This is a genomic window from Afifella aestuarii, assembly GCF_004023665.1.
Lineage (GTDB): Bacteria > Pseudomonadota > Alphaproteobacteria > Rhizobiales > Afifellaceae > Afifella > Afifella aestuarii.
Genome location: NZ_SAUF01000002.1, coordinates 861,591 through 881,607, shown reverse-complemented (window position 1 = coordinate 881,607; position 20,017 = coordinate 861,591). Strand labels below are relative to the sequence as shown.

At 67.3% G+C, this 20,017-nt stretch carries 24 protein-coding genes; 4 read left to right on the top strand and 20 right to left on the bottom strand.

Annotation, left to right across the window (positions count from 1 at the left end):
* Nucleotides 1–34 precede the first annotated feature (34 nt).
* The 16 genes from EO094_RS12530 to EO094_RS12460 all read right to left on the bottom strand — a co-directional run bounded on the left by EO094_RS12530 (nucleotide 35) and on the right by EO094_RS12460 (nucleotide 12,447).
* Complete coding sequence (locus EO094_RS12530; protein WP_128292603.1) at nucleotides 35–3,925, bottom strand: baseplate multidomain protein megatron; 3,891 nt, start codon at nucleotides 3,923–3,925, stop codon at nucleotides 35–37.
* Nucleotides 3,925–4,374 (bottom strand): NlpC/P60 family protein, encoded by a 450-nt coding sequence (locus tag EO094_RS12525; RefSeq protein ID WP_128292602.1) that lies wholly within the window; start codon nucleotides 4,372–4,374, stop codon nucleotides 3,925–3,927. The genes EO094_RS12530 and EO094_RS12525 overlap by 1 nt, the downstream gene beginning before the upstream one ends.
* A gap of 25 nt (nucleotides 4,375–4,399) precedes the next feature.
* Nucleotides 4,400–5,299 carry a DUF2163 domain-containing protein gene (locus EO094_RS12520; RefSeq protein WP_128292601.1) on the bottom strand — a complete coding sequence of 300 codons (900 nt, stop codon included), beginning with the start codon at nucleotides 5,297–5,299 and terminating at the stop codon, nucleotides 4,400–4,402.
* Entirely contained in the window at nucleotides 5,296–5,937 is a 642-nt protein-coding gene (locus EO094_RS12515) for a DUF2460 domain-containing protein (protein WP_128292600.1), read from the bottom strand. Before EO094_RS12515 ends, EO094_RS12520 begins: the two co-directional genes overlap by 4 nt.
* A 6-nt stretch (nucleotides 5,938–5,943) precedes the next feature.
* Complete coding sequence (locus tag EO094_RS12510; protein WP_128292599.1) at nucleotides 5,944–6,531, bottom strand: phage tail tape measure protein; 588 nt, start codon at nucleotides 6,529–6,531, stop codon at nucleotides 5,944–5,946.
* A gap of 6 nt (nucleotides 6,532–6,537) precedes the next feature.
* Nucleotides 6,538–6,678: a phage tail assembly chaperone gene (locus EO094_RS12505; RefSeq protein WP_425455895.1), complete on the bottom strand. Its 141-nt coding sequence runs from the start codon at nucleotides 6,676–6,678 to the stop codon at nucleotides 6,538–6,540.
* Nucleotides 6,679–6,749: 71 nt separating this feature from the next.
* Nucleotides 6,750–7,115, bottom strand: a complete 366-nt coding sequence (locus tag EO094_RS12500; protein ID WP_128292598.1) for a gene transfer agent family protein — start codon at nucleotides 7,113–7,115, stop codon at nucleotides 6,750–6,752.
* A gap of 12 nt (nucleotides 7,116–7,127) precedes the next feature.
* Nucleotides 7,128–7,535 carry a phage major tail protein, TP901-1 family gene (locus tag EO094_RS12495; RefSeq protein WP_128292597.1) on the bottom strand — a complete coding sequence of 136 codons (408 nt, stop codon included), beginning with the start codon at nucleotides 7,533–7,535 and terminating at the stop codon, nucleotides 7,128–7,130.
* Nucleotides 7,536–7,677: 142 nt separating this feature from the next.
* Nucleotides 7,678–8,091, bottom strand: a complete 414-nt coding sequence (locus tag EO094_RS12490; protein ID WP_128292596.1) for a DUF3168 domain-containing protein — start codon at nucleotides 8,089–8,091, stop codon at nucleotides 7,678–7,680.
* On the bottom strand, nucleotides 8,091–8,432 hold the full coding sequence (locus EO094_RS12485; protein WP_164879655.1) for a head-tail adaptor protein: 342 nt from the start codon (nucleotides 8,430–8,432) through the stop codon (nucleotides 8,091–8,093). The genes EO094_RS12490 and EO094_RS12485 overlap by 1 nt, the downstream gene beginning before the upstream one ends.
* 32 nt (nucleotides 8,433–8,464) lie before the next feature.
* On the bottom strand, nucleotides 8,465–9,019 hold the full coding sequence (locus EO094_RS12480) for a head-tail connector protein (protein ID WP_128292594.1): 555 nt from the start codon (nucleotides 9,017–9,019) through the stop codon (nucleotides 8,465–8,467).
* 145 nt (nucleotides 9,020–9,164) lie between these two features.
* Entirely contained in the window at nucleotides 9,165–10,484 is a 1,320-nt protein-coding gene (locus EO094_RS12475) for a phage major capsid protein (protein ID WP_425455878.1), read from the bottom strand.
* A 29-nt stretch (nucleotides 10,485–10,513) separates the two neighbouring features.
* Complete coding sequence (locus EO094_RS12470) at nucleotides 10,514–11,140, bottom strand: HK97 family phage prohead protease (protein ID WP_128292593.1); 627 nt, start codon at nucleotides 11,138–11,140, stop codon at nucleotides 10,514–10,516.
* Nucleotides 11,137–11,304: a hypothetical protein gene (locus EO094_RS18480; protein WP_164879654.1), complete on the bottom strand. Its 168-nt coding sequence runs from the start codon at nucleotides 11,302–11,304 to the stop codon at nucleotides 11,137–11,139. Before EO094_RS18480 ends, EO094_RS12470 begins: the two co-directional genes overlap by 4 nt.
* A gap of 15 nt (nucleotides 11,305–11,319) precedes the next feature.
* Nucleotides 11,320–11,508, bottom strand: coding sequence for a hypothetical protein (locus tag EO094_RS12465; RefSeq protein WP_092810102.1), 189 nt, complete (start codon nucleotides 11,506–11,508; stop codon nucleotides 11,320–11,322).
* 57 nt (nucleotides 11,509–11,565) lie between these two features.
* Nucleotides 11,566–12,447 (bottom strand): LysR family transcriptional regulator, encoded by an 882-nt coding sequence (locus EO094_RS12460; RefSeq protein ID WP_128292592.1) that lies wholly within the window; start codon nucleotides 12,445–12,447, stop codon nucleotides 11,566–11,568.
* A gap of 138 nt (nucleotides 12,448–12,585) precedes the next feature.
* Between EO094_RS12460 and EO094_RS12455 the strand changes: the two genes are divergently transcribed.
* A complete protein-coding gene (locus tag EO094_RS12455; protein WP_128292591.1) occupies nucleotides 12,586–13,425 on the top strand; it encodes a DMT family transporter in 840 nt (279 codons plus the stop codon).
* A 6-nt stretch (nucleotides 13,426–13,431) separates the two neighbouring features.
* On the opposite strand, the gene EO094_RS12450 is transcribed toward EO094_RS12455, so the two are convergent.
* Together EO094_RS12450 and EO094_RS12445 are read right to left on the bottom strand one after the other, a co-directional pair.
* Nucleotides 13,432–14,583 carry a phage portal protein gene (locus EO094_RS12450; protein ID WP_128292590.1) on the bottom strand — a complete coding sequence of 384 codons (1,152 nt, stop codon included), beginning with the start codon at nucleotides 14,581–14,583 and terminating at the stop codon, nucleotides 13,432–13,434.
* A 162-nt stretch (nucleotides 14,584–14,745) separates the two neighbouring features.
* Nucleotides 14,746–15,615, bottom strand: coding sequence for an SDR family oxidoreductase (locus tag EO094_RS12445; protein ID WP_128292589.1), 870 nt, complete (start codon nucleotides 15,613–15,615; stop codon nucleotides 14,746–14,748).
* 115 nt (nucleotides 15,616–15,730) lie between these two features.
* Here EO094_RS12445 and EO094_RS12440 point away from each other — a divergent pair, with 115 nt between their 5' ends.
* Nucleotides 15,731–16,141: a winged helix-turn-helix transcriptional regulator gene (locus EO094_RS12440; RefSeq protein ID WP_205649905.1), complete on the top strand. Its 411-nt coding sequence runs from the start codon at nucleotides 15,731–15,733 to the stop codon at nucleotides 16,139–16,141.
* A gap of 382 nt (nucleotides 16,142–16,523) precedes the next feature.
* Here EO094_RS12440 and EO094_RS12435 read toward each other — a convergent pair whose 3' ends face one another.
* Together EO094_RS12435 and EO094_RS12430 are read right to left on the bottom strand one after the other, a co-directional pair.
* Nucleotides 16,524–17,783: a DNA-packaging protein gene (locus EO094_RS12435; RefSeq protein ID WP_128293354.1), complete on the bottom strand. Its 1,260-nt coding sequence runs from the start codon at nucleotides 17,781–17,783 to the stop codon at nucleotides 16,524–16,526.
* 142 nt (nucleotides 17,784–17,925) lie between these two features.
* Nucleotides 17,926–18,543, bottom strand: coding sequence for a hypothetical protein (locus EO094_RS12430; protein ID WP_128292588.1), 618 nt, complete (start codon nucleotides 18,541–18,543; stop codon nucleotides 17,926–17,928).
* A gap of 553 nt (nucleotides 18,544–19,096) precedes the next feature.
* On the opposite strand from EO094_RS12430, the gene EO094_RS18475 reads away from it, so the two are divergent.
* A complete protein-coding gene (locus tag EO094_RS18475; protein WP_164879653.1) occupies nucleotides 19,097–19,540 on the top strand; it encodes a hypothetical protein in 444 nt (147 codons plus the stop codon).
* The gene (locus EO094_RS12425; RefSeq protein WP_128292587.1) at nucleotides 19,521–20,009 is read left to right on the top strand and encodes an ImmA/IrrE family metallo-endopeptidase; all 489 of its coding nucleotides are present in this window, start codon (nucleotides 19,521–19,523) and stop codon (nucleotides 20,007–20,009) included. Before EO094_RS18475 ends, EO094_RS12425 begins: the two co-directional genes overlap by 20 nt.
* Nucleotides 20,010–20,017 lie beyond the last annotated feature (8 nt).

The following is a 20,017-nucleotide window of genomic DNA, read 5'->3' as shown; positions in this document are numbered from 1 at the left end:
TATTTGAAAAGCCTTGTCTCGGCGCCGCCGCCCGTCAGAGGCGAAGCGTCGCCTCGGCCGCAAAGCCCGGCCCGATCATCTCCGAGAGCTGTGCGACACGCACGGTCAGCACCTCCGGCAAAGCGCCGAAATCGGCGAGCTGCGCGGCGGCGGTATAGGCAAAGCCCGGACCTGCCGTTTCCACCTCGCGCCGCACGGCACCGCCGTCCAAAATCTCCAGACGATAGGCTTCGCGTGTCTCGTTGAGCGGCACGTCGGCGAGTGCCCAGCTATCGCCGCCAAAGCGCGTGCGCCGGATCCAGGACAGCGACACATCGCCCGTCGCCGAAACGCGCCTTGCCCGCAGATGCACCGGGCTCGCCGGCTTCAGCCCCCGCCCCTCGGGCGTGACGGCGATCTCGACGAAACTCGCCGCGGCATGGCTTTCGGCGATCGGCCCGATGCGCAGGCGCTTGTCCCGCCCGATCGCATCGAGCCCCATCGGCAGGACGGAAACGGCGTCGTTCAACAGCACGAAAGCATTGCCGGCGCTCGCACCCGCCGCCATCGCGGTCTCGCTGCCGCCCTGCCCGCGCAACAGCCGGGCGAGACGATAGCGGCGGGTCCCGATCAGCTCGGCCGTGGTGAATTGCAAAACTTCCCAGCTCCCGTCGTCGGCTTTGACCGCCGCGAGATTGCCGCCCGCCAGCACATCGATCTCCGGCAGCGAGGCGAGCGCCCCGCCATAGAGCGTCACCTCCGGCGTATTGGCTCGGTCGAAACGGCCGAGCGGGCCGGGCCTCAGAGCCGTCACCAGCCGGCCGCAGGTGGCACGGGTCGCAATCGTCGAGAAAAAGGAAAAACCGCCCCCCGCCTCTCCCTGATAGACGGCGAGCGTGCCGGGCCATGGCTCGGCGAAGGCCGCCAGCCGCGGCTGATGCGCCTTTTCGCCATCGGCCGGCGCCGGCAGCTCCATCACATGGACGAGCGGCGGACCATAGGCCGGCGGCGTCACGACCCCCGGCGGGGTCGGCGTGGCCGGCACCATCGCCTTCCGCCGCAACGTCACCCGCCGCGCCTCCACCTCACGTGCCTCGCCATCGGCAATCCGCGTCACCAGAAACGTGTCCGAACGCCCCTCCAGGGTGAGCCGCACCGCATCGCCCGCATCGAGCGCGGAACAACTCGGCGGCAGCGCGAAGGAGATCTCCTCACGCCCCCGCCACAGATCGGCGAGCATCGCCTCGGCGAGCGCTTCGGCCTCCGCATCGCGCGCCACGATCGGCAGATCGAGCGTCAGGACGCGCCGGCTTCCCCCGGCGAGCCGGCGCGAATGCGCCGCCGCCATGCGGTAATCGTTGTCGGGAGACAGAGTGCGCAGTGCCACTTCCGCGGCAAGCTCCGTCTCCTGCGCCCGCCGCCGCGTGGTCAGCGGCGCATCGGCCGCATCGACGAGCCGCGTGTCCGACAGGCTCGCATCAAGCGGCCGCGCGCGCCCGCGAAAGCGGATTGTCGTGCCGGCATCCGCCGCATCGACACCATAGGCGGACAAAAGCGGTTCGAGCGTCGCGCGTGCCGATGACCGCTCGCCGACGACGAACCCCTCGACGAGCCCGTGCACATCGACAACTTCCGCCGCATCGAAACCGTGATCCGACAGCACCGCCTCGATCAGACGGGCAAGGTCCATGGCGCCGAGCCGACCGTTGAGCCAGTGTCCGAACCGCCAGTTCGGCGCATCGCCCCAGACATCCTCGAGCGCGGGAAACCAGGGATAGGGCCGCGCATCCCAGGTCCACAGTGTGAGATGCGCCGGATCGACCATCGGACCGTTCGGCCCATCCCGGTTCATCCCCGCATAATCGGCATGGCTCGGGTCATAGGCGGACAGAAGCGCCTCGATGGTGCGCCGCTGGATCAGATCATCGCGCTCGCCGGCGGAAAAATGCGGCAGCGCGCCTTCCGAGGATTTTGGATCGTAAAAAACGTTCGGCTGGTTCGCGCCCTTATCGACGGCCGGACAGCCGAATTCGGTGAACCAGATCGGTTTCGACAACGGCACCCAGGCCGTCGGCGTCGCCTGTTCCACGCCGCCGGGCCGGTCGTAATGCCGGTTTTCCCACCAGCTCTCGATGTCCTTGAAGCGAAACACCCAGGGCTTTCCCGCCGTCCCGTCGGTGACCCTGCTGCGCCGCTGTGCCTTCCGGTCCTCGTCGGAGGCATAATACCAGTCGAAGCCTTCGCCGGCCGCGAGGTTCTTGCGCAGATAATCGCAGCGGTAGATCGACCTCCCCGCCGCCTCGTCGGCATGGCCCGGCTCGTCGCGCCAGTCGGCGAGCGGCCAGTAAATGTCGATGCCGACGAAATCGGCCTCCGCCCAGAACGGGTCGAGATGGAAGAAGACGTCGCCGGAGCCATCCGCCGGCTGATGACCGAAATATTCCGACCAGTCGGCCGCATAGGAGATCCTTGTCGCCGCCCCCAGAACCTGCCGGCATTCGCCACGCAGCACGCCCAGCGCCTCGACGAAGGGATAGCGGTTCCCCTGCCCGCGGATCTGGCTCAGCGCCACCATTTCCGAGCCGACGAGAAACGCGTCGACCCCGCCCGCCGCCTTCGCCAGATGCGCATTGTGCAGGATGAAGCGGCGATAGCGCCAATCCGTCGGCCCGGAATAAGAAACACCCCCGGCGCCCACCGAAAACTGGCCAAGCGACGCCTCGCCCAGAAAATCCGCGATCTCGTCTGCCGCCGCCGCGCTCTTGTCGGGCGAACCGGCACGACCCGGCGCTACCGACAGCGTGATGCGCCCGCGCCAGGGATAGGGCGGCTGCCCCGCCTCGCCGCTTCTCGGATCGGGAAGCGCATTGTCCGCCGCGACATCCATCAGCACGAAGGGCAGAAGCGCCACCTTCAGGCCGCGCGCCTTCAGTTCGCGGATCGCCCTGATGACCGTCTCGTCGCTCGGCGTGCCGCCATAGGCCGCCCGTCCGTCGATATAGGAGACGACCTCCGCCTCGCCGCGGGTAAGCCCCGCCACCGACCAGTCGCCGCCGGAGATCCGCTTATGGGCATCGTCGACCATCGGCTGGATCAGGCATTCAGGTGCGCGCAGATCGTTGCCGAACCAGGCGACGACCAGCGTCACCCATTCAAGCCGCGGGCAGAGATCCATGAGCTCGTCGAGCGAGGTCTCGAAATCCGCCTCCTCGCGGCGGGCAAAGGTGTTGGCGGTGGCATAGGTGCCGGGATCGCCCTCACTGAGGCGAAGCGCGGTGTCGTAGACGAACTCGCCCGCGCCGGGGATCATGCAGACGGCGCGGATATCCTTTTCGATGCTGCCGACGGGGCGCAAAATCTCGAATGAGAGCTGCGGAATGCGATTGCCGAATTCTGCCAGCGCCAGACGCTCGAAGACGACATAGGCGGTGCCACGATAGGCCGGCGGCTCCTCCTCATGCGCGGCAATCAAAGGATCGGGCAATTGGTCCTCGCTGCCCTTATAGATGCGCAAGGTGACGAGTGAGGGATCGAGCGGCTTTCCGTCCGCCCAGATCCTGCCGATATGCGCCACCTCGCCTTCGCACAGCGCCACGGCAAAATTGGCGAAGTAGCTGTAGGTGGTCGTCGTCACCTTGCTGCCGCCGCCCTTGCCGCCCGCGCGCTGCGTGTCGGTCGTCGCGACTTCCTCGAAATCCGTCGCCCAGATCACCTGGCCGGCCAGACGCACGCGGCCATAGACGCGCGGGATCGGGGCACCTTCGGTCGAACTCTGCACGGTCAGGTCGGAAAGCCGCGCGCCCTCCGCCTTGCGCTCGGTGGAAAATACGCTGCGATCGATCGCATAGCCCGCAAGCGCGCCGAGCGCGCGTCCGGCGATCGCCCCCACCCCACCGAAAATGCCGCCAAGGCTCGCGCCCGCCGCGCTCAACAGAAGCGTCGCCATCAGCCCTCCTCCCCTCCGACATCCGGAAACGCGAAGGCATAGGCGATGCGCCGCCGCCAGCCGGGCACCAGCGCCACTTCGGCCACCGCCGCCCCTTCATGCGCGTGGATCATCGTCGTCTCGCCGGTAAGGATCGCGGCATGCTTTGCCGGCAGCCCCCTTCGCCAGCGGAAGAGGAGCACATCGCCGGCCCGCGCCGCTGAAATCTCGATCTCGCAGAGATGCCGGCGCGCGGCGTCTCTCAGCGTTTCTTCGCCCCGCGCCTCGGCCCAGTCGGGCGTATAGGCAGGCGGCATCTCGGCCTCTTCGCCATAAATCTCGCACCACACGCCACGCACGAGGCCGAGGCAATCGGCACCGACGCCGCGCAGGGCGGCCTGATGGCGATAGGGCGTGCCGATCCAGCGCCTTGCCGCGCACACGATCGCCGCACGCGTCACCTTTTCCATGCGCCGGCCCCTCCCCGTTCGGTCCTCATTCGTTTGGGCCCGGGCGCCCGATGAAGGGCGTCGTGGTGCTGACCTCGCCGCCGCTTGCCACCGACCAGACGAAATCGTTACCCGGCATATGCGGAAAGCCGCGGAAATTGAGCGTATTGCCGAAGCGTCCGCGGCAGGTCGCAAGGCGCTTGTCGCAGCCGGGCGTCACCGCAACCCGGTCGCCGACAGTGATCGGCCGTTCCATCTTCTGCCAGAGCGTCATGCGGTGTGCCGTTCCCTCGACAGCATGACGCGCCACTTCGATGGCGCGGCCCTCGTTGGCGCCGGAGAGAAACGTCAAAAGCCCTCGCGCCAGGCTGCCATCCTCTGCGCCAGGCCCGCCGGCCTCGATCCAGCCCACCCCATCCGTCGCCGTCACGACCGCCTCGACGCGCAGAGCCGCAAGATCGACGCGGCAGCGGCCATCGCCGAGATCGGCGTCGCAGAGATGCGCGAAAAGCCGGCCGCTCTCCTGGTCGAGCGCGTGCGCGAGCCCGCGCAGTTCGGCCTTGAAGGCATGGTCCTCGCGCGTCACCTCGCCGATCGAGGCGATGCGCATCAGATGGCGCATCGCGGGCGCGCCCCAATTGACGAGCCACATCTCGACTCGGGCATTGTCATAGAGCCCGGCGAGGAGATCCTCCTCCGACAGCCTGTCCGAACTCAGCGCCCCGGCAACATCGAGGCCGCCGACTTCCAGTCCCGCATGGGCGACGCCGCCCGAAGCCGTCAGCCCGTTCTGCGGCTCATAGGTCACCCCGCCGAAGACGAGTGTGCGGTCGTGATCGGTGAAACCGAACCTCACCCCGTCGGCGCGGATCAGCGTCCAGCAGGCGCAAAGGCTCGTGACGCCCGCTTCAAGATGCGCGGTCAGCGCAGCGGAAAAATCCTTCACGGCTTGATCTCCACAATCGGGACGGAAGGCGCCTCGCCCGCCTCGAAGGCGGCAAGATCGATGTCGAGGCGGTCGGTGTCGAAGCGCACCGGAACGTCGAAGAGGAAGCCGGCGGTGACCGCCGCTCCCGCCGCAGGCACATGGCCGGAGGAAAAGGCGATGCGCCCGGTGGCGGCGTCGAGCGAGAATGCTCCCGCCCCCTTCTCCACCCCGCCGACCGCAACGCGGATGGTGCCCGCCACAGGCTTTTCGATCGTGCGCAGCCACGGGGCGAGCCCGTCGCCGTAGCGCTTCACGAGGACAAATTCCGCGTTCGCGCCATCGCCCGTGCCGATCCGCTGATCGAAGGGGCCTGGCTCGGCCGGTGCCGGCGCGGAGGAAAAATCACTGCGGTCGCGGAAGCGAAAGCCATAGAGCCGGCCGCGTCGTTCTTCGAAAAAAGCGATCAGCCGTTCCATATCGGCGCGCGAACGCACGCCCGAGCCGACATTGTAGCGGCGCCTGGAATCGGCCCAGCGCTGGTTGCGTTCCTCACGCCCGGAGGCGAGCGTCACCACCTCGGTGCGCCGCTCCGGTCCGCCGGACGAACCGAAGGCGAGCGCCAGCGGAAACGAAACCTCGTGAAAGCCCGCGGACATGACGGCTCACAGCCCCCGCCGGCCGCGCGACACGGCACGCGCCAGCATCGCCGTCATTTCGGCTTCGGACCGGCGGAAGCTCGCCGCATCTTGCGTCGTCACGTTGAAGGTGACGTGGAGGGGCGGCCCCCCGGCGCCCGCGGCTGCAACACCGAGCCTGCCGTCGGCGCCGCGCCGCAAGGGCAGGATCGCCTCCGCCCCCGCCTCCCCCATCAGGCCGATGCCGCTGCCCGTCTGAAAATAGCTCGGCGCGGCAACGACCCCGCCCGAAGCAAAGGGGGTGACCTTGCCGCCCGCAAACACCCCGCCTTGGCCGAAACCGCCCAAAAACGATCCGAACACAGAAGTAAGCGCGCCGGACAGCCCGCCCGCGATCGGCGCGAGCGCGGCATTGAGGGCACGGCGCGACAGCCCGAGCGCCAGGCTTTTCAACACGCTGTCGAAGCGTCGTCCCTCCACTGCCGCCTGGCGGAAGGCGCTCGTCATGGAGCGCCCGAACCTGTCCGCCAGATGCTGAAGGTCGCCGAGCGTCGCCGACAGTGCCTCAGCGCTCCCGGACAACTCGTCCGAGCCGAAATCGAAATCGTCTGCCATCATGTCCTACCGATCGGGAAAGCGCGCCATCAGCTGTGCAAGCTCACCCGCTGTGAGCGGCGTCTTGCCTGCCCCGCACAAAGCCGTGCGGCAGGCCGAAAACTCGCGCGGCGTCATCGCCCAGAAATCGCGAGGAGAAAGCCGCAGAACGGCAAGGCCGAAGGCGATCGCCTCCTGCCAGGGAAAGGCTTTTGCGCCTTCTCTCGCACCGCCCGCGGCTAAAGAGGGTTTTTTGGGGGATCCCCCGGAGCGCCGGAACCTCCATGGTCCCCCTGCGACCCACCGAACGTCGCCCGCAAAAGCTCCGCCGCGATCCTGGCAAAGCCGGCCGCACCCCCGTCCGACCGCAACACCGCCACCTCGTCGTCGGAGATCGCTTCGCCCGCGCCTCTCAGACCCGCACCCAGGATGCGGATGAGATCGCGGGCCGACAGCCGGCCCGTCTCGAAGCGCGCGGCAAGCGCCACCAGATCGTCGGCCTTGAAGGCGGCTTCGAGCTCGGCGAGCGCACCGAGCGTCAAACAGAGCCTGCGCGTCTCGCCGCCGAGCACCGCATCGATCTCGCCGCGATGGAAATTCGCCATCTCCGCCTCCGCTCACAACGCCGCAAAGGCGAGTTCGCCGGCCGATTCCAGCGCCAGATCGTAGGCGACCTCGCCGTCATGCTCGCCGGAATATTCAAGCCCCGTCACCTGAAACGGGCCCGTCACCGTGCCGAAATCCGGGATCACCACCTGCCAGGCGACGATCGTGCCGGCAAAGAAGATCTCGCGGATCGTCGCGTCGCTCGCCTGGTCGCGAAACACGCCGGAGCCGGAAAGCCCGGCCCGTTTCACGCCCGCGCCCTCCAAGAGCTCGCGCCAGCGCCCGGCGGAATCGGTATTGGTGATGTCGACGCTCGCCTGGTTGAACGAAATCCGCCTGGCGCGAAGCCCGGCGACAGTCACGAATTGTCCGTCCCGCTCCAGTTTCAGGAGCAGGTCCTTGCCTTTCTGGGCACTCATGATGGGTTCTCCCGCTGATTGGGCGGCCCAGACGCCAATGGGGGCGTCTATCGCGCGATGGTTGCGGTCAGGCCTTTCTCTGCCCGCTCGCCCGGATGTCTGTTTGTGGAGAGGTCCGCGCGTTTCGCCAGTGCCGGCGCCCTCACGCCTCCTCCACCACCGCGCGAAATTTCAGCACCGCCCGCCGGCCGCTCGCCTCGCCGGCGCCGCTCGTCTTCATCTGGACGAAGCGGCAGCCGACGAGCGTGAAGCCGGCGAGCGCGAAATCGGCGTCATGCAGCAAATCGCGCAAAGCCGCAGCAAGCCCGAGCGTCTCGCGGCGGCCGCGACCGCGCGAAAAGGCGACGAGCGAAAAGATAATCTCGACGAGCTTCGTCTCCGCACCGCTGCCGGCGGCCACGGGCGTCACCTCCATCTCGCCGAGATGCACGTAAGGCGCGCTCATATTCCGCGGCACATGATCGAAGACCTTGTCGGCGCCGATCAGGGCGGTCAGCGCCGCATCGCCCGCAAGCCGTTCATAAATCGCCCGCTGCAGGGCCTCTTCGGCGCCCATCACACTTCCTCCACGGCTTCGGCGCGGGTGAAGCGGCCGCTCGCGTCGGGGTCGTGGCAGATGACGCAGAGAAACATCCGCGCACCGAGCCGCAGCCGGTCACCGGCCAGAAGCCCCACCTCGCGCCGCACGAAAATCTCATGTGTCACCGCGCCGACCCGCCCTTCGCCGAGCGCCACGTCGCGCGCCGTCCCGGGGCGGAGATCGGCCCAGACATGCCCGATCGGCAGATAGTTAAGGCTCTCGCCGCCGAGCCCGTCGGGGGCGGTCACCGGCCGTTCCCAGACCATGCGCTGGGAAAGCCGGCCCGGCCTCGTCACGGGTCGCGTCACAGCTCGCATTCCGGACTGCCTCGACCGTCGGCGCGCCGCGCTCATACCGGCACCACCTCGCGAAACGGCGCAATCAGCCGCTCGTAGCCCGCCGGCAGCGCGCCGGGCCCATCCGCCTCGAGGGCCGCGCCGCGATGCTCGTACCAATGGGCGGCACGCAACAGGATCGCCTGGCGCAGGGGCGCCGGCACCTCGGCTGCGGTCTCGCCGAACCCCGCGGTGACGTCGATTTCGAGGCGGATCATTCCCCAAAGCCGCGTGTCGAGCCGGAGCTCCTCCGCCGTGCTCCCAAGCGAAATCTCATCCTCTTCGAGGAGCCTTTCGCCTGAAGCCGTCTTAAGCCGCGCCCGATCCACCGACAGGAGCGGGCGGATCGGCAGGCGCAGACGTCCGGCTTGCGGCCGTTCCGTCAGGACCAGCCGCCATGCCTGGGCAATCAGAACTTTTCGGAGATCGCCTTCGAGCGCTACGCGTGCGGCGACAAGATAAGCGGAGATGAGTTCGTCTTCGGCCTCGTGCTCGACGCGCAGATGCGCCTTCGCCTCGGCGAGCGACACGGGCTCCACCTCCGGGCCTTCCAGAAGAATGCGTTGCATATGTCACCTTGGGGAAAAAAGGAGCGGCCTGCCCGAAGGCAGGCCGCAGGCCGGGGCCCCGTCGGAGGATGGGGGTGCAGGAGCGGGACCCCGGATCACATGAGGGCAGCACCCTCAGGTCGGTGACGACCTTGTCTTCGCACGCCTAGCTTGCGCTAAACTTGACAAGTTTGATCGCTTCAAAATTGAGAACCCCGCCGCCGACCCGTTTCGTGGTGTAAAAAAGCACGTAGGGCTTGGCCGAATAGGGATCGCGCAGGATGCGGATGCCCTGGCGATCGACGATCAGATAGCCGCGCGAAAAATCACCGAAAGCGATCGACAGAGAGCCTGCGGCGATGTCGGGCATGTCTTCGGCGTCCACGACCGGGAAATTCATGATCGTGGCGCGGCTGCCGAGCCCGACCGGCGGCGCCCAGACATAATTGCCATCGGCGTCCTTCAGTTTGCGGATTGCCGCCTCGGTACGCCGGTTCATGACGAAATGGGCGTTCTGGCGGTAGCCGGCCTTCAGCGCATAGACGAGGTCAATGAGAAGATCGCTCGGCATGTCGGCCGGAAAGCCGCCGGAAACCCCGGTCGAAAGCGTGCCGAGCTTGCCCCATTCCCAGGCGCTTTCGGCAACATTCGGCACGGCGAGAAATCCCGTCGGCTTCTTGTTGCCGTCGCCTTTGACGAAGGCCGCACTCTCCTGTTCGGCAAAGGCCTGGTCGACCTCGCCGGCCAGCCAGGCGGAGAGATCGACGATCGCATCGTCGAGAAGCGCACCCGTCGCCGCGGGCATCGCATAAAGCTCCATCACCGGATATTCGAGCGCATCGAGAACCGGCGTGTCGGTTTCGGGCCGCGCATCCGTCTCGCCAACCCAGCCGGTCGCCGGCCCGCTCACCGCAAAGGGCTTCTTGTAGAGGCTGCCCGAAACGGTGATCGTGCTCGCAATCGCCCGGATCGGCGACACTTCGGCAAGCCTGCGGCCGATCTCCGCTTCCGTCTCGTCGGGCACCAGATAGCCGCCATCGGCGCCGTCGGAGGTGCCGATCGCCATCGCCTTTCGCTCGAGCCGTGCAAGAGCCGCGGTCTCGCCCGCCCGCAGATAGCGCGAGAAGGCCGCGCCATGGCCGGAGAGATCGGCGCCGGCGCGCTCCAGACGCGGCTCGGCCCCGGTGCCGCCCGCAAGCCGCGGCCGCCGGCCCTCGATCGTCAGGCGTTCGATCGCCCTTTCCTGCCGGTCGAGCACATCGTTGAGGCGCGCCACCTTTTCCTCGGTGACGACGTCGGAGGTGAGCCGCCGCTCGATCTCGCCGAGCCGCTCGTCATTCGCCTCCTTGAAGGCCTCGAAGGCGTTCATGAATTCGTCGAAGGCGGCGCCCACTTCAGGCGTCGGCCCCGCCTTGGTCTCGACAAGGCAATCGCCATGCATCTTGTTTTCCAGCGCCGGGCGCAGCTCGGCCGTTCGGGCAGACATCGTCATTTCGTCCTCTTGGTTTCGCGTCTTCAAGAAAAGGCCGGTCTTCCGCCGGCAATCCGGGCAGCTTTCGACCCAACAGCTTTCGGCCCAGCAGCTTTCGGCCGCGCGGGTGTCAGGCGCCGCGCGGCGTCCAAAAACCTTGCGGAAAGACCCGCCTCGCTTGCCTTGACGGAGGCGATGCGTGCCTCCGTCAGCATCGGAAAGGTGACGATCGAGACCTCCCAGAGGTCGATCTCGTAGAGGCGGCGGATTCCGGCCCGCCGGTCCTTGCGGCCGCGCAGCGTGCGGTAGCCGATCGACAGCCCGTCGAGCCCGCCCGCCTTCAACAGCGCGTGGACGTCGCGCGCCCGCGCCACGCCGAGCGTCAGCCGCCCACGCACGAAAAGCCCGCGCCGATCCTCGGCGATCTCTTCCCACACGCCGATCGGCTCGGCCGGATCGTGCTGGAAGAGCATGCGGATGCCGGCTGCCCCGCGCGCTCCCAGGGATCTCGCAAAGGCGCCCGGCATGACCATGTCGCCGGCCAGATCGCGCCGGCCGAAAAGGCTCGCATAGCCGGAAAACCGCCCATCGGCGCCGATCTCCTGCAGGCTTTCGCGCAAGGCCGCGGTGGCGGGGAGGATGGCCGGCCCGTGCCGGGCGAGCGCCCTCATCGCACCACCCGGAAGCGCGGCCTGCCTGTCTCGCCGGCCGCGCCGTTTCCGTGGCGCGCGAATCTCTGCTCGGCGATCGCCCCCAGAAGCCTGACGGCGAATTCCGAAAAGACGGCGCGATGGTCCGTTCGCGCCGGCAACAGCGCGTTCCAAAGTCTCTTCATCTTGGCCTCGAAGGTTCAGGAATGGTCGCGGAACAGCCGGTTCAGCTGCGCGATCTCCTTGACGAAATCGTTGAAACGCCGGTTGGAGGCGGCGAGCTCGCGCAGGCTCCAGACGAGAAGCCCGGAAGCGCCCGACGCCCACAGAAAGAGCGCGAGATGCGCCAGATCGCCCCGCTCGGCGAAGGTCTTGGTGAGCTCAGGCATCGTCACCCCTTCGCTTCCTGTCATGTTCGCCCAGCCGGAGAACCGGCGAGCGCCGGATCAGCCTGGCGTACCGGGCGCCATCGCCGCGTCTTCCAGCCATGCGATGAAGAGCTGCGCGTCGCGGTTCGGTCGGCGCGGCCTCAGTGCGACATAGGCCTGCCCCGTCGGGGCGAAGCCGAAGGGCGCCAAGAGCCGCCCCGCCGCCACATCGTCGCGCACCAGCACTTCCGGCGCGATCGCCACGCCGAGCCCGGCCGTCGCGGCTTCGAGCAGGAAATAAAAATGCTCGAAGACACGGCCGCCCGCCGGCGGTGGCAAATCCTGTCCCCGGCACCAGTCCGCCCAGGCCGCCGGCCGCGTCTTGGTATGCAGCGCCGGCAGCGCGTGAAGCATCTCCGGCCCATCAAGATCGACGCTCGCGGCACATTTCGGACTCACCACCGGACCGGCCGCCTCGGCAAACAGCTCCGTCACCTCCGCATCGCCCCAGGGCGCGCGGCCGACGCGGATCGCCACGTCGAAACGATGGCGGGAGAAATCCACCGGCCCGTACTCGCCGGTCAGCCGCACCTCGATCTTCGGATGCGCCGTCTGGAAATCGACGAGCCGCGGGATCAGCCAGCGCATAGCGAGCGTCCCCGTACACGACACGTCGAGAAACCGGCTCTCACGCTGCATGGCGCGGGCGACCGCCACCTCGATGCCGTCGAAGGCTTCCGTCAGGGCCGGCTCGAGCTCCAGCGCCGTCTGCGTCGGCATCAGCTTGTTGCGCGGCCCCTCGAACAGCGGAACCTGCAGGATCTCCTCCAAAAGCCGCACCTGGCGGCTGACAGCGCCATGCGTCACGCCGAGCTCGTCGGCGGCAAGCCGCATCTGGCCGTGCCGCATCGTCGCCTCGAAGGCGCGCAGGGCATTGAGCGGAAGAGCGCCGCGCTTCATGTGCGTTTTCCTCACATCACGCGCCAGGAATCATCGTTTTTCTGAAAAAACGCAATCACCCAGAAGAGGAAAAGACACATCGCGCCGCGCTGCCTGCCGCCGCAGACCAGCCACCTGACCCTCTCCTGGAAAGCCTGCATGGACAATCACGTCTTCGCCGCGGTCATCCTCGCCGCCCTTCTCCATGCCGGATGGAATTCCGTGGTGAAGGTCGGGCTCGACCGTGTCTCCACGATCCTGCTCCTCGCCATCGCGCAGGCGGCGATCGCCGCTGTCGCGCTGCCCTTCGTCGACCGGCCGGCGGCTGCCGCCGTGCCGATGATCGTGGCTGCGGCCGCCCTTCATGCGGGCTACAAGCTCTTTCTCATCGAAGCCTATGCGCGCGCCGATCTCAGCCAGGCCTATCCGCTCGCCCGCGGCGCCGCGCCGATCTTCGTCACGGTCATCTCCGTCCTGTTTCTCGATGCCACCTTTGCGCCGTCCGCTCTGGTCGCCATCGGCGCCATCTCGGCCGGGATTCTCCTGATGGCGGCGAAGGGCTCCACCTCCGGCCGCATGGACGGGCATGCCCTCTTCTTCGCCCTCGGCACGGCCGGCTTCACCGCAAGCTACACGCTTCTCGACGGGCTCGGCGCGCGCGTCGCCGGCACAGCGTCCGGCTTCGTCCTGTGGATGGTCATCGGCGATACCGCTCTCCTCACGGCCTTCATCGCCCTCCGGCATGGCCGCGCCGCCTTCGTCGGCCTCCGGCCCGCCTGGAAAAGCGGCGTCGCCGCCGGGGCGATGTCGCTCGGCTCTTATTGGATCGCGGTCTGGGCGTTCACCCAGGCGCCGATCGCGCTCGTCGCCGCACTGCGCGAATCGAGCATCCTCTTTGCCGCGCTCATCGCCGCCTTCGTCCTGCGCGAACCCGTCAGCCGCTGGCGCTGGATCTCGGCCGCCTGCATCGCCTGCGGCCTCGCCCTGATGAAGGCCTGACAACCGTCACGCCTCGAGCGGCCCGTAACCCAGCGCCTCGCGCTTTTCGTCGTCGCTCAAAAAGCTCGCCTCGGACAAGCGCTTCCAGCGCTCCGCCCGGTCGGCGGCGAGCGCATCGATCTGATCGGCGTCATAGGCAAGGCGCAGACGCTCGCCGAAAGACGGCGCCAGCCAATTGGAGAGCGCACCCGTCATGCGCCCGATCAGTGGCAAGACCGTCTGCCGCCACAGCGCCCGGTTCGCCTCCTGGTAATTGGAATAGGTGTTGTCGCCCGGAATGCCCAAAAGCATCGGCGGCACGCCGAAGGCGAGCGCGATCTCACGCGCCGCGGCGTTCTTCGCCTCCAGAAAATCCATGTCCCTCGGCGACAGGCTCATCGCCTGCCAGGAGAGCCCGCCCTCCAACAGCAGAGGCCGTCCGGCATTGGCCGCGCCCTCGAAATTCTCTGTGAGCTCGCCTTTGAGACGGGTGAACTGGTCTTCCGACAGGTTCGCCCCTTCCGGCCCCTGATAGACGAGCGCACCGGAAGGTCGTGCGGCATTCTCCAGAAGCGCCTTGTTCCAGGCCGACGCCTCGTTGTGGAGGTCGAGCGCCTTCTGTGCCGCTTCGAGCGGGGCGAAGCCGTAATAATCGTTGAGCGGATGAAAGAGCGTCAGATGCAGGATCGCCGACAGCCCCTCCTCCGGCATCTGAAAGCGCAGGCTGCGCCCGGCGACCGTATATTCATACGCCTCCGCCCAGCCCTCGGGCCCGGCGATCACTTTCATCCGGTCGGGCCGCAGCGCATAGATTTCACGGATCTCACCGTCTGAGCCCGTCACCGCCTCCAGATAGGCATTGCCGGCGGTCAGGAGATGGCCATAGGCCGCCTCGAACAGCTCCGCCCCGGCCTGGCGCGGATTGGGGCGGGCGAGAAGCGCCAGAAGCGGATGCTCGGCGAGCTCCCGCGCGCCCTCATAAAGAAGCAGCGGCACGGAGGCCGCCGCCTCGGAAATCAGCCGCACGGCGCGGTAGACGATGGCATTTTCCATATAGCCGCGCCGGGCGAGCGCCGCGTAATGGCGCGGCGTCCACACCGGCGCGCCGGTGCGTGCAAAGGCGATCAGCGGTCCCGTGCGCGAGGCTTTCGCCTCCGGCGCTTGTCTCCACCAGCGCATGCGTGTCTCCCTTGTTCAGGCGGCGTTTTCGAGACGCGCGGGCACTCCCGGCGCTTGAACCCGCACCCGTCCTCTCCCCGCCGGGGAGAGGGGGGGCCGGTTGACCGGCCGGGTGAGGGGCAAAAGCGGGAGGACTTGCCCAAACAGGGAGATCCCGCCGGATCAGCCCTTCAGAGCCGCCTCGATCGTTGCCGCGAAAGGCGTCGTCGGCCGGCCGATCAGCCGGGACAGTTCATGGCCATCGTCGAAAAGATCGCCCTTGGCGGCGCCGGCATCGGAATCGGCGAGCATCGCCGCCACGCCTTCCGGCAGGCCGGCGCTCTTGAGCGCTTCGCGATACTCCGCCTCGGGCATGTCGGCATAGGCAACCGCCTTGCCCGCCTGGCGCGAGATTTCGGCGGCAAATTCGGTGAGCGTATAGGCCTCGTCGCCGGCGAGTTCGTGAACTTGGCGCGGCTCGGTGTCATCGACCAGCGCGGCAGCCGCCGCTTCCGCATAATCGGCGCGGGCAGCACTTGCGATCCGACCGCCATCGGCGCTCCCCATCAGGGCGCCGTGCTCCAGCGCCGGCGGGATCGAGCCGGCGTAATTCTCCGTGTACCAGCCGTTGCGCAGCAGCGTGACCGCAAGGCCGCTTGCGGCCAGCGCCGCTTCGGTGTCGCGATGCTCCTCCGCCAGCCCGAGGCTCGAGCGGTCGGCGTGCAGGATGCTCGTATAGGCGATGCGCTCGACACCGGCGCGCTTTGCCGCCTCCACGACATTGCGGTGCTGGCTCGCGCGGCGTCCGACGGCGTTTGAGGAAATCAGCAACAGCCGCTCCACACCGGCAAAGGCGGCATCGAGCGTCTCCGGGCGCTCGTAATCGCCTTCACGGATCGTGACGCCCTCAGGGAAAAGCCCTGCGGACTTCGCGGGATCGCGCACGATCGCGACAACCGCCTCGGCGCCGACGCGGCGGACGAGGGCTGCAATGACGAGACGGCCGAGCTGGCCGCTCGCGCCGGTGACGGCATAACGTGGATTGGTGCTCATCGGAATTCTCCGGTCTCTTGTCTTGACATAGTCTCATTTAGAGACCGTATATCCGCCAGAGAAGACGGCACTTTCCCGTCACCAGGTTACCGACAAGCCCCCTATGGAGGTCGAGATGGCGCAAGAGCTGGAGCCGCACCGCGCGCTCGGTGAAAAATTCGAAAGCTGGATGCAATTCGATTTCGACGCGACGCGCTGCCCGGTGCGCAACCTCCTCGACCATATCGGCGACCGCTGGTCGATCCTCATCCTGGCGGCGCTCGCCGGCGGCCCGAAACGCTTCAGCGCGCTCGCCCGCGCCGTCCCGGACATCTCCAAGCGCATGCTGACCCAGACGTTGCGCCGGCTGCAATCCGACGGCTTCATCGACCGCGACGTGCAGCCGACCGTGCCGCCGCAGGTCACCTATTCGCTCACCCCCCTCGGCAAAAGCCTCGCCGGCCCCCTTCTGACCCTCATCGACTGGGCCGAAACCAACTTCGCCGCCGTCGTCGAAGCGCGCGAGAAAATGGCCGAGGCGGCCTGACAACACGGCCGCGCGGCACGCTCCCACCTCCCCCTTGTGGGGAGGTCGGCGCTCCGCCAGGAGCGCCGGGTGGGGGTCGCTGAGGATCCGTCAGATCGCAATGTCGGTCGTCTTCCCAGACCCCCACCCCTAACCCCTCCCCACAAGGGGGAGGGGAAAAGTCCGTGCCCTCACCTCAACTCTGTTTCAGACCAGTTTCGCCACTCTTGCTCCGTTCCGCTCTCTTCGAAGCTCGTTTCCCGGCACGCCCGCGCCGCACGCTCCCACCTCCCCCTTGTGGGGAGGTCGACGCTCCGCCAGGAGCGGCGGGTGGGGGCGCGGACGTCGATCCACTCACGACGGCAGTTTCTTCATCGGCCCAGCGGGCAACCTCCGCGCCCCCTCAAATCCGCCGCACCCGCGCCTCGCCGCCGCCGGTCAGCATCAGATCGGTCAGCGCCCAGACGAGCGCGTCGACCCGGTCCGGCGAGCGGCCCGACGACAGCCCGCCGAGGCCGAAATCGGCCATTTCGTCTTCAAGCTCCGGCAGCGCGCCGACATGGCGGATGCGCCCCTGCTCGTAGAGGGCGGCAACCGGCTCGGCGCGCACCACCTTGCCGCGGCTCGCATGAACGAGGCGCACGGCAACGCCCGGATCGGCCTGGCGGATGACGGCGGCCACCATGTCGCCGCCCTGGTTCGCCTCCGCCACCAGCCGGTCGGCGGAGAGCGCGTGAAAGAGATCGACGGCCCGCCCCGCCCAGCCGGCGGGCGAAAGCCCCTGCGCCGTCTTGTCGGCGAGCACATAGCCGAACCCGTCCGCCCCGCGCCCGGCCGCCACGATCCCGCAGGCATCGGCCTCGCGCCCGGACGAGGCCGGCGGATCGACGGCGACGACCACGCGGATCATCTCCGGCGCCGCCTCGACCCGCCCCGCCTCGATATCGGCGCGCTTGAAGAGCGCATCCGGCCGGTCGGAAATCAGCTCCGCATCGAGCTCCTGGCGCCCGAGCCTGGTGCCGCGATAGCGCCCGACGACGGCCTCCAGAAAACCCGGCGCCAGATTGTCGGCGTTCATCGCCGTCGTCGCCTTGGTGACGGCCGTGCGCGGCGCCGCCAGAAGCCGTTTGACGAGCGGCACGTTGCGCGGCGTCGTCGTCACGAGCTGGCGCGGGTTCAGCCCGAGCCGGAGCCCGAATTGCAGCATGTCGAAGGTCGCCTCGGCATAGGTCCATTTGGCGAGCTCGTCGCACCAGGCGGCGTGAAACTGCGGCCCGCGCAGGCTTTCGGGATCCTGCGAGGAAAACATCAGCGCCTGCGCCCCGTTCGGCCACAAGAGCCTGCGCCGCGTCGTCGAAAAGCTCGGCCGTTCGCTCGGCCGGTGCAGGCCCAAAAGCCCCGACGGCCCCTCCACCATCACGTCGCGCACATCGGCGAGCGTCTCGCCGACGAGCGCGATGCGCTCCAGCGGCTCTCGCGCAAACGGGCGCTGACCGAGCGCCAGCCCTTTTACCCATTCCGCCCCGGCGCGCGTCTTGCCGGCGCCGCGGCCGCCGAGATAGAGCCAGACCGTCCAGTCGCCCTCGGGCGGCAGCTGGTCGGGCCGGGCCCAAAGCCGCCAGTCGAGAAGCCGGGCGAGCTCGTCTGAACTCCTCTCCGACATCGCCGCATCGAGATCCTCGGCGCCGACGAGCGCCGTCCATTCGGCGCGCAGCCCCGGCGGGCATTTCGGGCGCATCACCGCCTCCCCGGCGGCCAGGCCACCTTTTCGTGTTGTCGCGACGCTCAGGGGCCTCCGCGCGGCCTCACCGCTGCCCGGCGCGCTTCTTCAACGACACGATCCGCCGCGACAGCTCGGCGCGCAGCCAGTCCTGATCGTCCGTCTCGCTCGGCGCTTTCTCGCCGCCCTTGCGCGCCAGCGTCTCGGCCCGGTCCAGCATGCGCGCCACTTCCGACAGAAGCCGCGCATCCTTTTCGTCCACCTCGCCCTCCCTGGAGAACCGCGCTTCCAGCCGCCCGAGCTCGGCATCGACGAGCCGCAGAAGCCGTTCGACCCTCCCCGGCGGCCGTTCCGGCGTTTTCGAGCGCGATGCGCCCCGCGCCCCTGCCTTGCGCCCATCCCCCCGTGCACCGGCCCCGCCCGCCGACGAAGCCGCAGCACTGCCGCGCCCGCGGGGCGCAGATTTCGTCGATCCCTCGGCGGACCCGGCCGCGCTCTCGGCCTTCGCCCGCTCCTCACGCTCCGCCGCGCGTCGGCGGCTGATCGCAGCCAAATCGCTGGAGCGCGGCGTCCAGCCCTCGCGCCGGCGGCGCTCGGCGATCGCCCCCGCACTCACATGAAAGCGCCGGCGGATGGCGGACAGCGGCTCCGCGCCGTCCTCATAGGCGGCCCGGATCGCGGCCCAGTCAGCTTCCTCGGCCAAGACCCCTCCGCATCTGAACGTATTGAAAAGCCCGGCCCGCGGCCCGATCAGCTCGTCACACCGCCGGCCGGACCCGCAGCCCGCCGGCCATGAGCGAGCGACAAAGCGCGCTCGAACGAACACTCAAGAACAAATGCGTCGGGCAAGCAGGCAAGCGGACAAGCGAGCAAACCGACGAGGACAAGCGCACTCCCGCCTCACCAGCGCCGCGCGAACCCCAAAAATCTCGGAAAACGATCGGCCCCAAACCGTGCGTCAGCCGCACATCTCCGACCGTGCCTGAACCCTAGCAAAGCACCGTACGGTCGTCAAGGAATTTTTTCCTAATTCGAATGGTCGTCACGACAAAGGAGATCCGGAGGGCGGGCAGGCCGGCATGGAAGCTCGTCTCGTCACCAATACGAATTATTAGAACCTGACATCCACCTTCGAAAACATCCCTTAGAAACAGATCAACACAAGATAGCCTGACACCCATAAGACTCACTTACAAAATGATCTAATTATATGTCTAATACCTACAACTCTGAGGGGGATCAGCGGGAGGGCCGATATGGAGAGTGACCCCTTTTGGTGGAACCGCCTAGCTGCACGGGTAAAAAGATGGCGATTGCCGGGCCAGTGGAGAGCTTTACCTTGGGGTGTCGTCGGTTGGTGCTTACATGGCCTCTGGGCGTTTTTGATTCTATTAATCTGGAATTCGAGCGGCGATCCCGATGTCTCCAATCTTTCGTTTTCAATCACCCTTCTTCAGACATTTCTGATATTGCTCGCGGTCGGAGGTTTCTGGCTCTTGAGAAGCGAGGTGAGATCAAGGGCTGCGGAAGAAATTGAATCGATCGCGCCGAAGCTTGTGCGAGAGGAGCTTTATCCCAAAATATTACGGGAGCTCATTGATAGCGAAGGGCTATTCGATGGGATGGACGCGACGGATGAGCAAATCGGTGAGTTGGTAACGGAGATGGGGAGGGAGGAACATGCGAGAGAACGATCTTGAAATCCTAAAGCACCACATGGCTCATCCCCCGGTTCAACCGAAAGATATAATCGAGGGGTTAGGAGTGAGATTCGTCACGGAGGATATGGAAAACGGTGCGTCGGGCTGCATCCAGAAGTACCGTGACGGAGGCTATAGAATTTCAGTCAATGCAGCAGAGGGTCCGCAGAGACGCCGTTTTACAGCAGCACACGAACTCGCCCATTATCTGCTCCATCGAGATCTTTTGGACGAGCGTGGGCATCTAGACCGCCTTTATGGCGGTGCTGCAGCCAATCCATCTGCGCCACTTTCGCCGCTGCATGAGGTGCAGGCAAATAAGCTTGCTGCTCAGATCTTAATGCCAGCACCGCAGATTCGAGCTAGAGTCGGTGGAGGTAAGCCGGACGTCGAAGCACTAGCCAGTGAATTCGATGTTTCTCCAGCCGCTATGCGCATCCGGCTCAAGACTCTTGGATTTGAGGTTTGAGAGCCGGG

Bases quoted from the DNA above. Each gene is read 5' to 3' on its own strand.
- EO094_RS12530 (WP_128292603.1), bottom strand. From the start codon at position 3,925: ATGGCGACGCTTCTGTTGAGCGCGGCGGGCGCGAGCCTTGGCGGCATT.
- EO094_RS12525 (WP_128292602.1), bottom strand. From the start codon at position 4,374: ATGGAAAAGGTGACGCGTGCGGCGATCGTGTGCGCGGCAAGGCGCTGG.
- EO094_RS12515 (WP_128292600.1), bottom strand. From the start codon at position 5,937: ATGTCCGCGGGCTTTCACGAGGTTTCGTTTCCGCTGGCGCTCGCCTTC.
- EO094_RS12510 (WP_128292599.1), bottom strand. From the start codon at position 6,531: ATGGCAGACGATTTCGATTTCGGCTCGGACGAGTTGTCCGGGAGCGCT.
- EO094_RS12500 (WP_128292598.1), bottom strand. From the start codon at position 7,115: ATGGCGAATTTCCATCGCGGCGAGATCGATGCGGTGCTCGGCGGCGAG.
- EO094_RS12495 (WP_128292597.1), bottom strand. From the start codon at position 7,535: ATGAGTGCCCAGAAAGGCAAGGACCTGCTCCTGAAACTGGAGCGGGAC.
- EO094_RS12490 (WP_128292596.1), bottom strand. From the start codon at position 8,091: ATGGGCGCCGAAGAGGCCCTGCAGCGGGCGATTTATGAACGGCTTGCG.
- EO094_RS12485 (WP_164879655.1), bottom strand. From the start codon at position 8,432: ATGCGAGCTGTGACGCGACCCGTGACGAGGCCGGGCCGGCTTTCCCAG.
- EO094_RS12480 (WP_128292594.1), bottom strand. From the start codon at position 9,019: ATGCAACGCATTCTTCTGGAAGGCCCGGAGGTGGAGCCCGTGTCGCTC.
- EO094_RS12475 (WP_425455878.1), bottom strand. From the start codon at position 10,484: ATGTCTGCCCGAACGGCCGAGCTGCGCCCGGCGCTGGAAAACAAGATG.
- EO094_RS12470 (WP_128292593.1), bottom strand. From the start codon at position 11,140: ATGAGGGCGCTCGCCCGGCACGGGCCGGCCATCCTCCCCGCCACCGCG.
- EO094_RS18480 (WP_164879654.1), bottom strand. From the start codon at position 11,304: ATGAAGAGACTTTGGAACGCGCTGTTGCCGGCGCGAACGGACCATCGC.
- EO094_RS12465 (WP_092810102.1), bottom strand. From the start codon at position 11,508: ATGCCTGAGCTCACCAAGACCTTCGCCGAGCGGGGCGATCTGGCGCAT.
- EO094_RS12460 (WP_128292592.1), bottom strand. From the start codon at position 12,447: ATGAAGCGCGGCGCTCTTCCGCTCAATGCCCTGCGCGCCTTCGAGGCG.
- EO094_RS12455 (WP_128292591.1), top strand. From the start codon at position 12,586: ATGGACAATCACGTCTTCGCCGCGGTCATCCTCGCCGCCCTTCTCCAT.
- EO094_RS12450 (WP_128292590.1), bottom strand. From the start codon at position 14,583: ATGCGCTGGTGGAGACAAGCGCCGGAGGCGAAAGCCTCGCGCACGGGA.
- EO094_RS12445 (WP_128292589.1), bottom strand. From the start codon at position 15,615: ATGAGCACCAATCCACGTTATGCCGTCACCGGCGCGAGCGGCCAGCTC.
- EO094_RS12440 (WP_205649905.1), top strand. From the start codon at position 15,731: ATGGCGCAAGAGCTGGAGCCGCACCGCGCGCTCGGTGAAAAATTCGAA.
- EO094_RS12435 (WP_128293354.1), bottom strand. From the start codon at position 17,783: ATGTCGGAGAGGAGTTCAGACGAGCTCGCCCGGCTTCTCGACTGGCGG.
- EO094_RS18475 (WP_164879653.1), top strand. From the start codon at position 19,097: ATGGAGAGTGACCCCTTTTGGTGGAACCGCCTAGCTGCACGGGTAAAA.
- EO094_RS12425 (WP_128292587.1), top strand. From the start codon at position 19,521: ATGCGAGAGAACGATCTTGAAATCCTAAAGCACCACATGGCTCATCCC.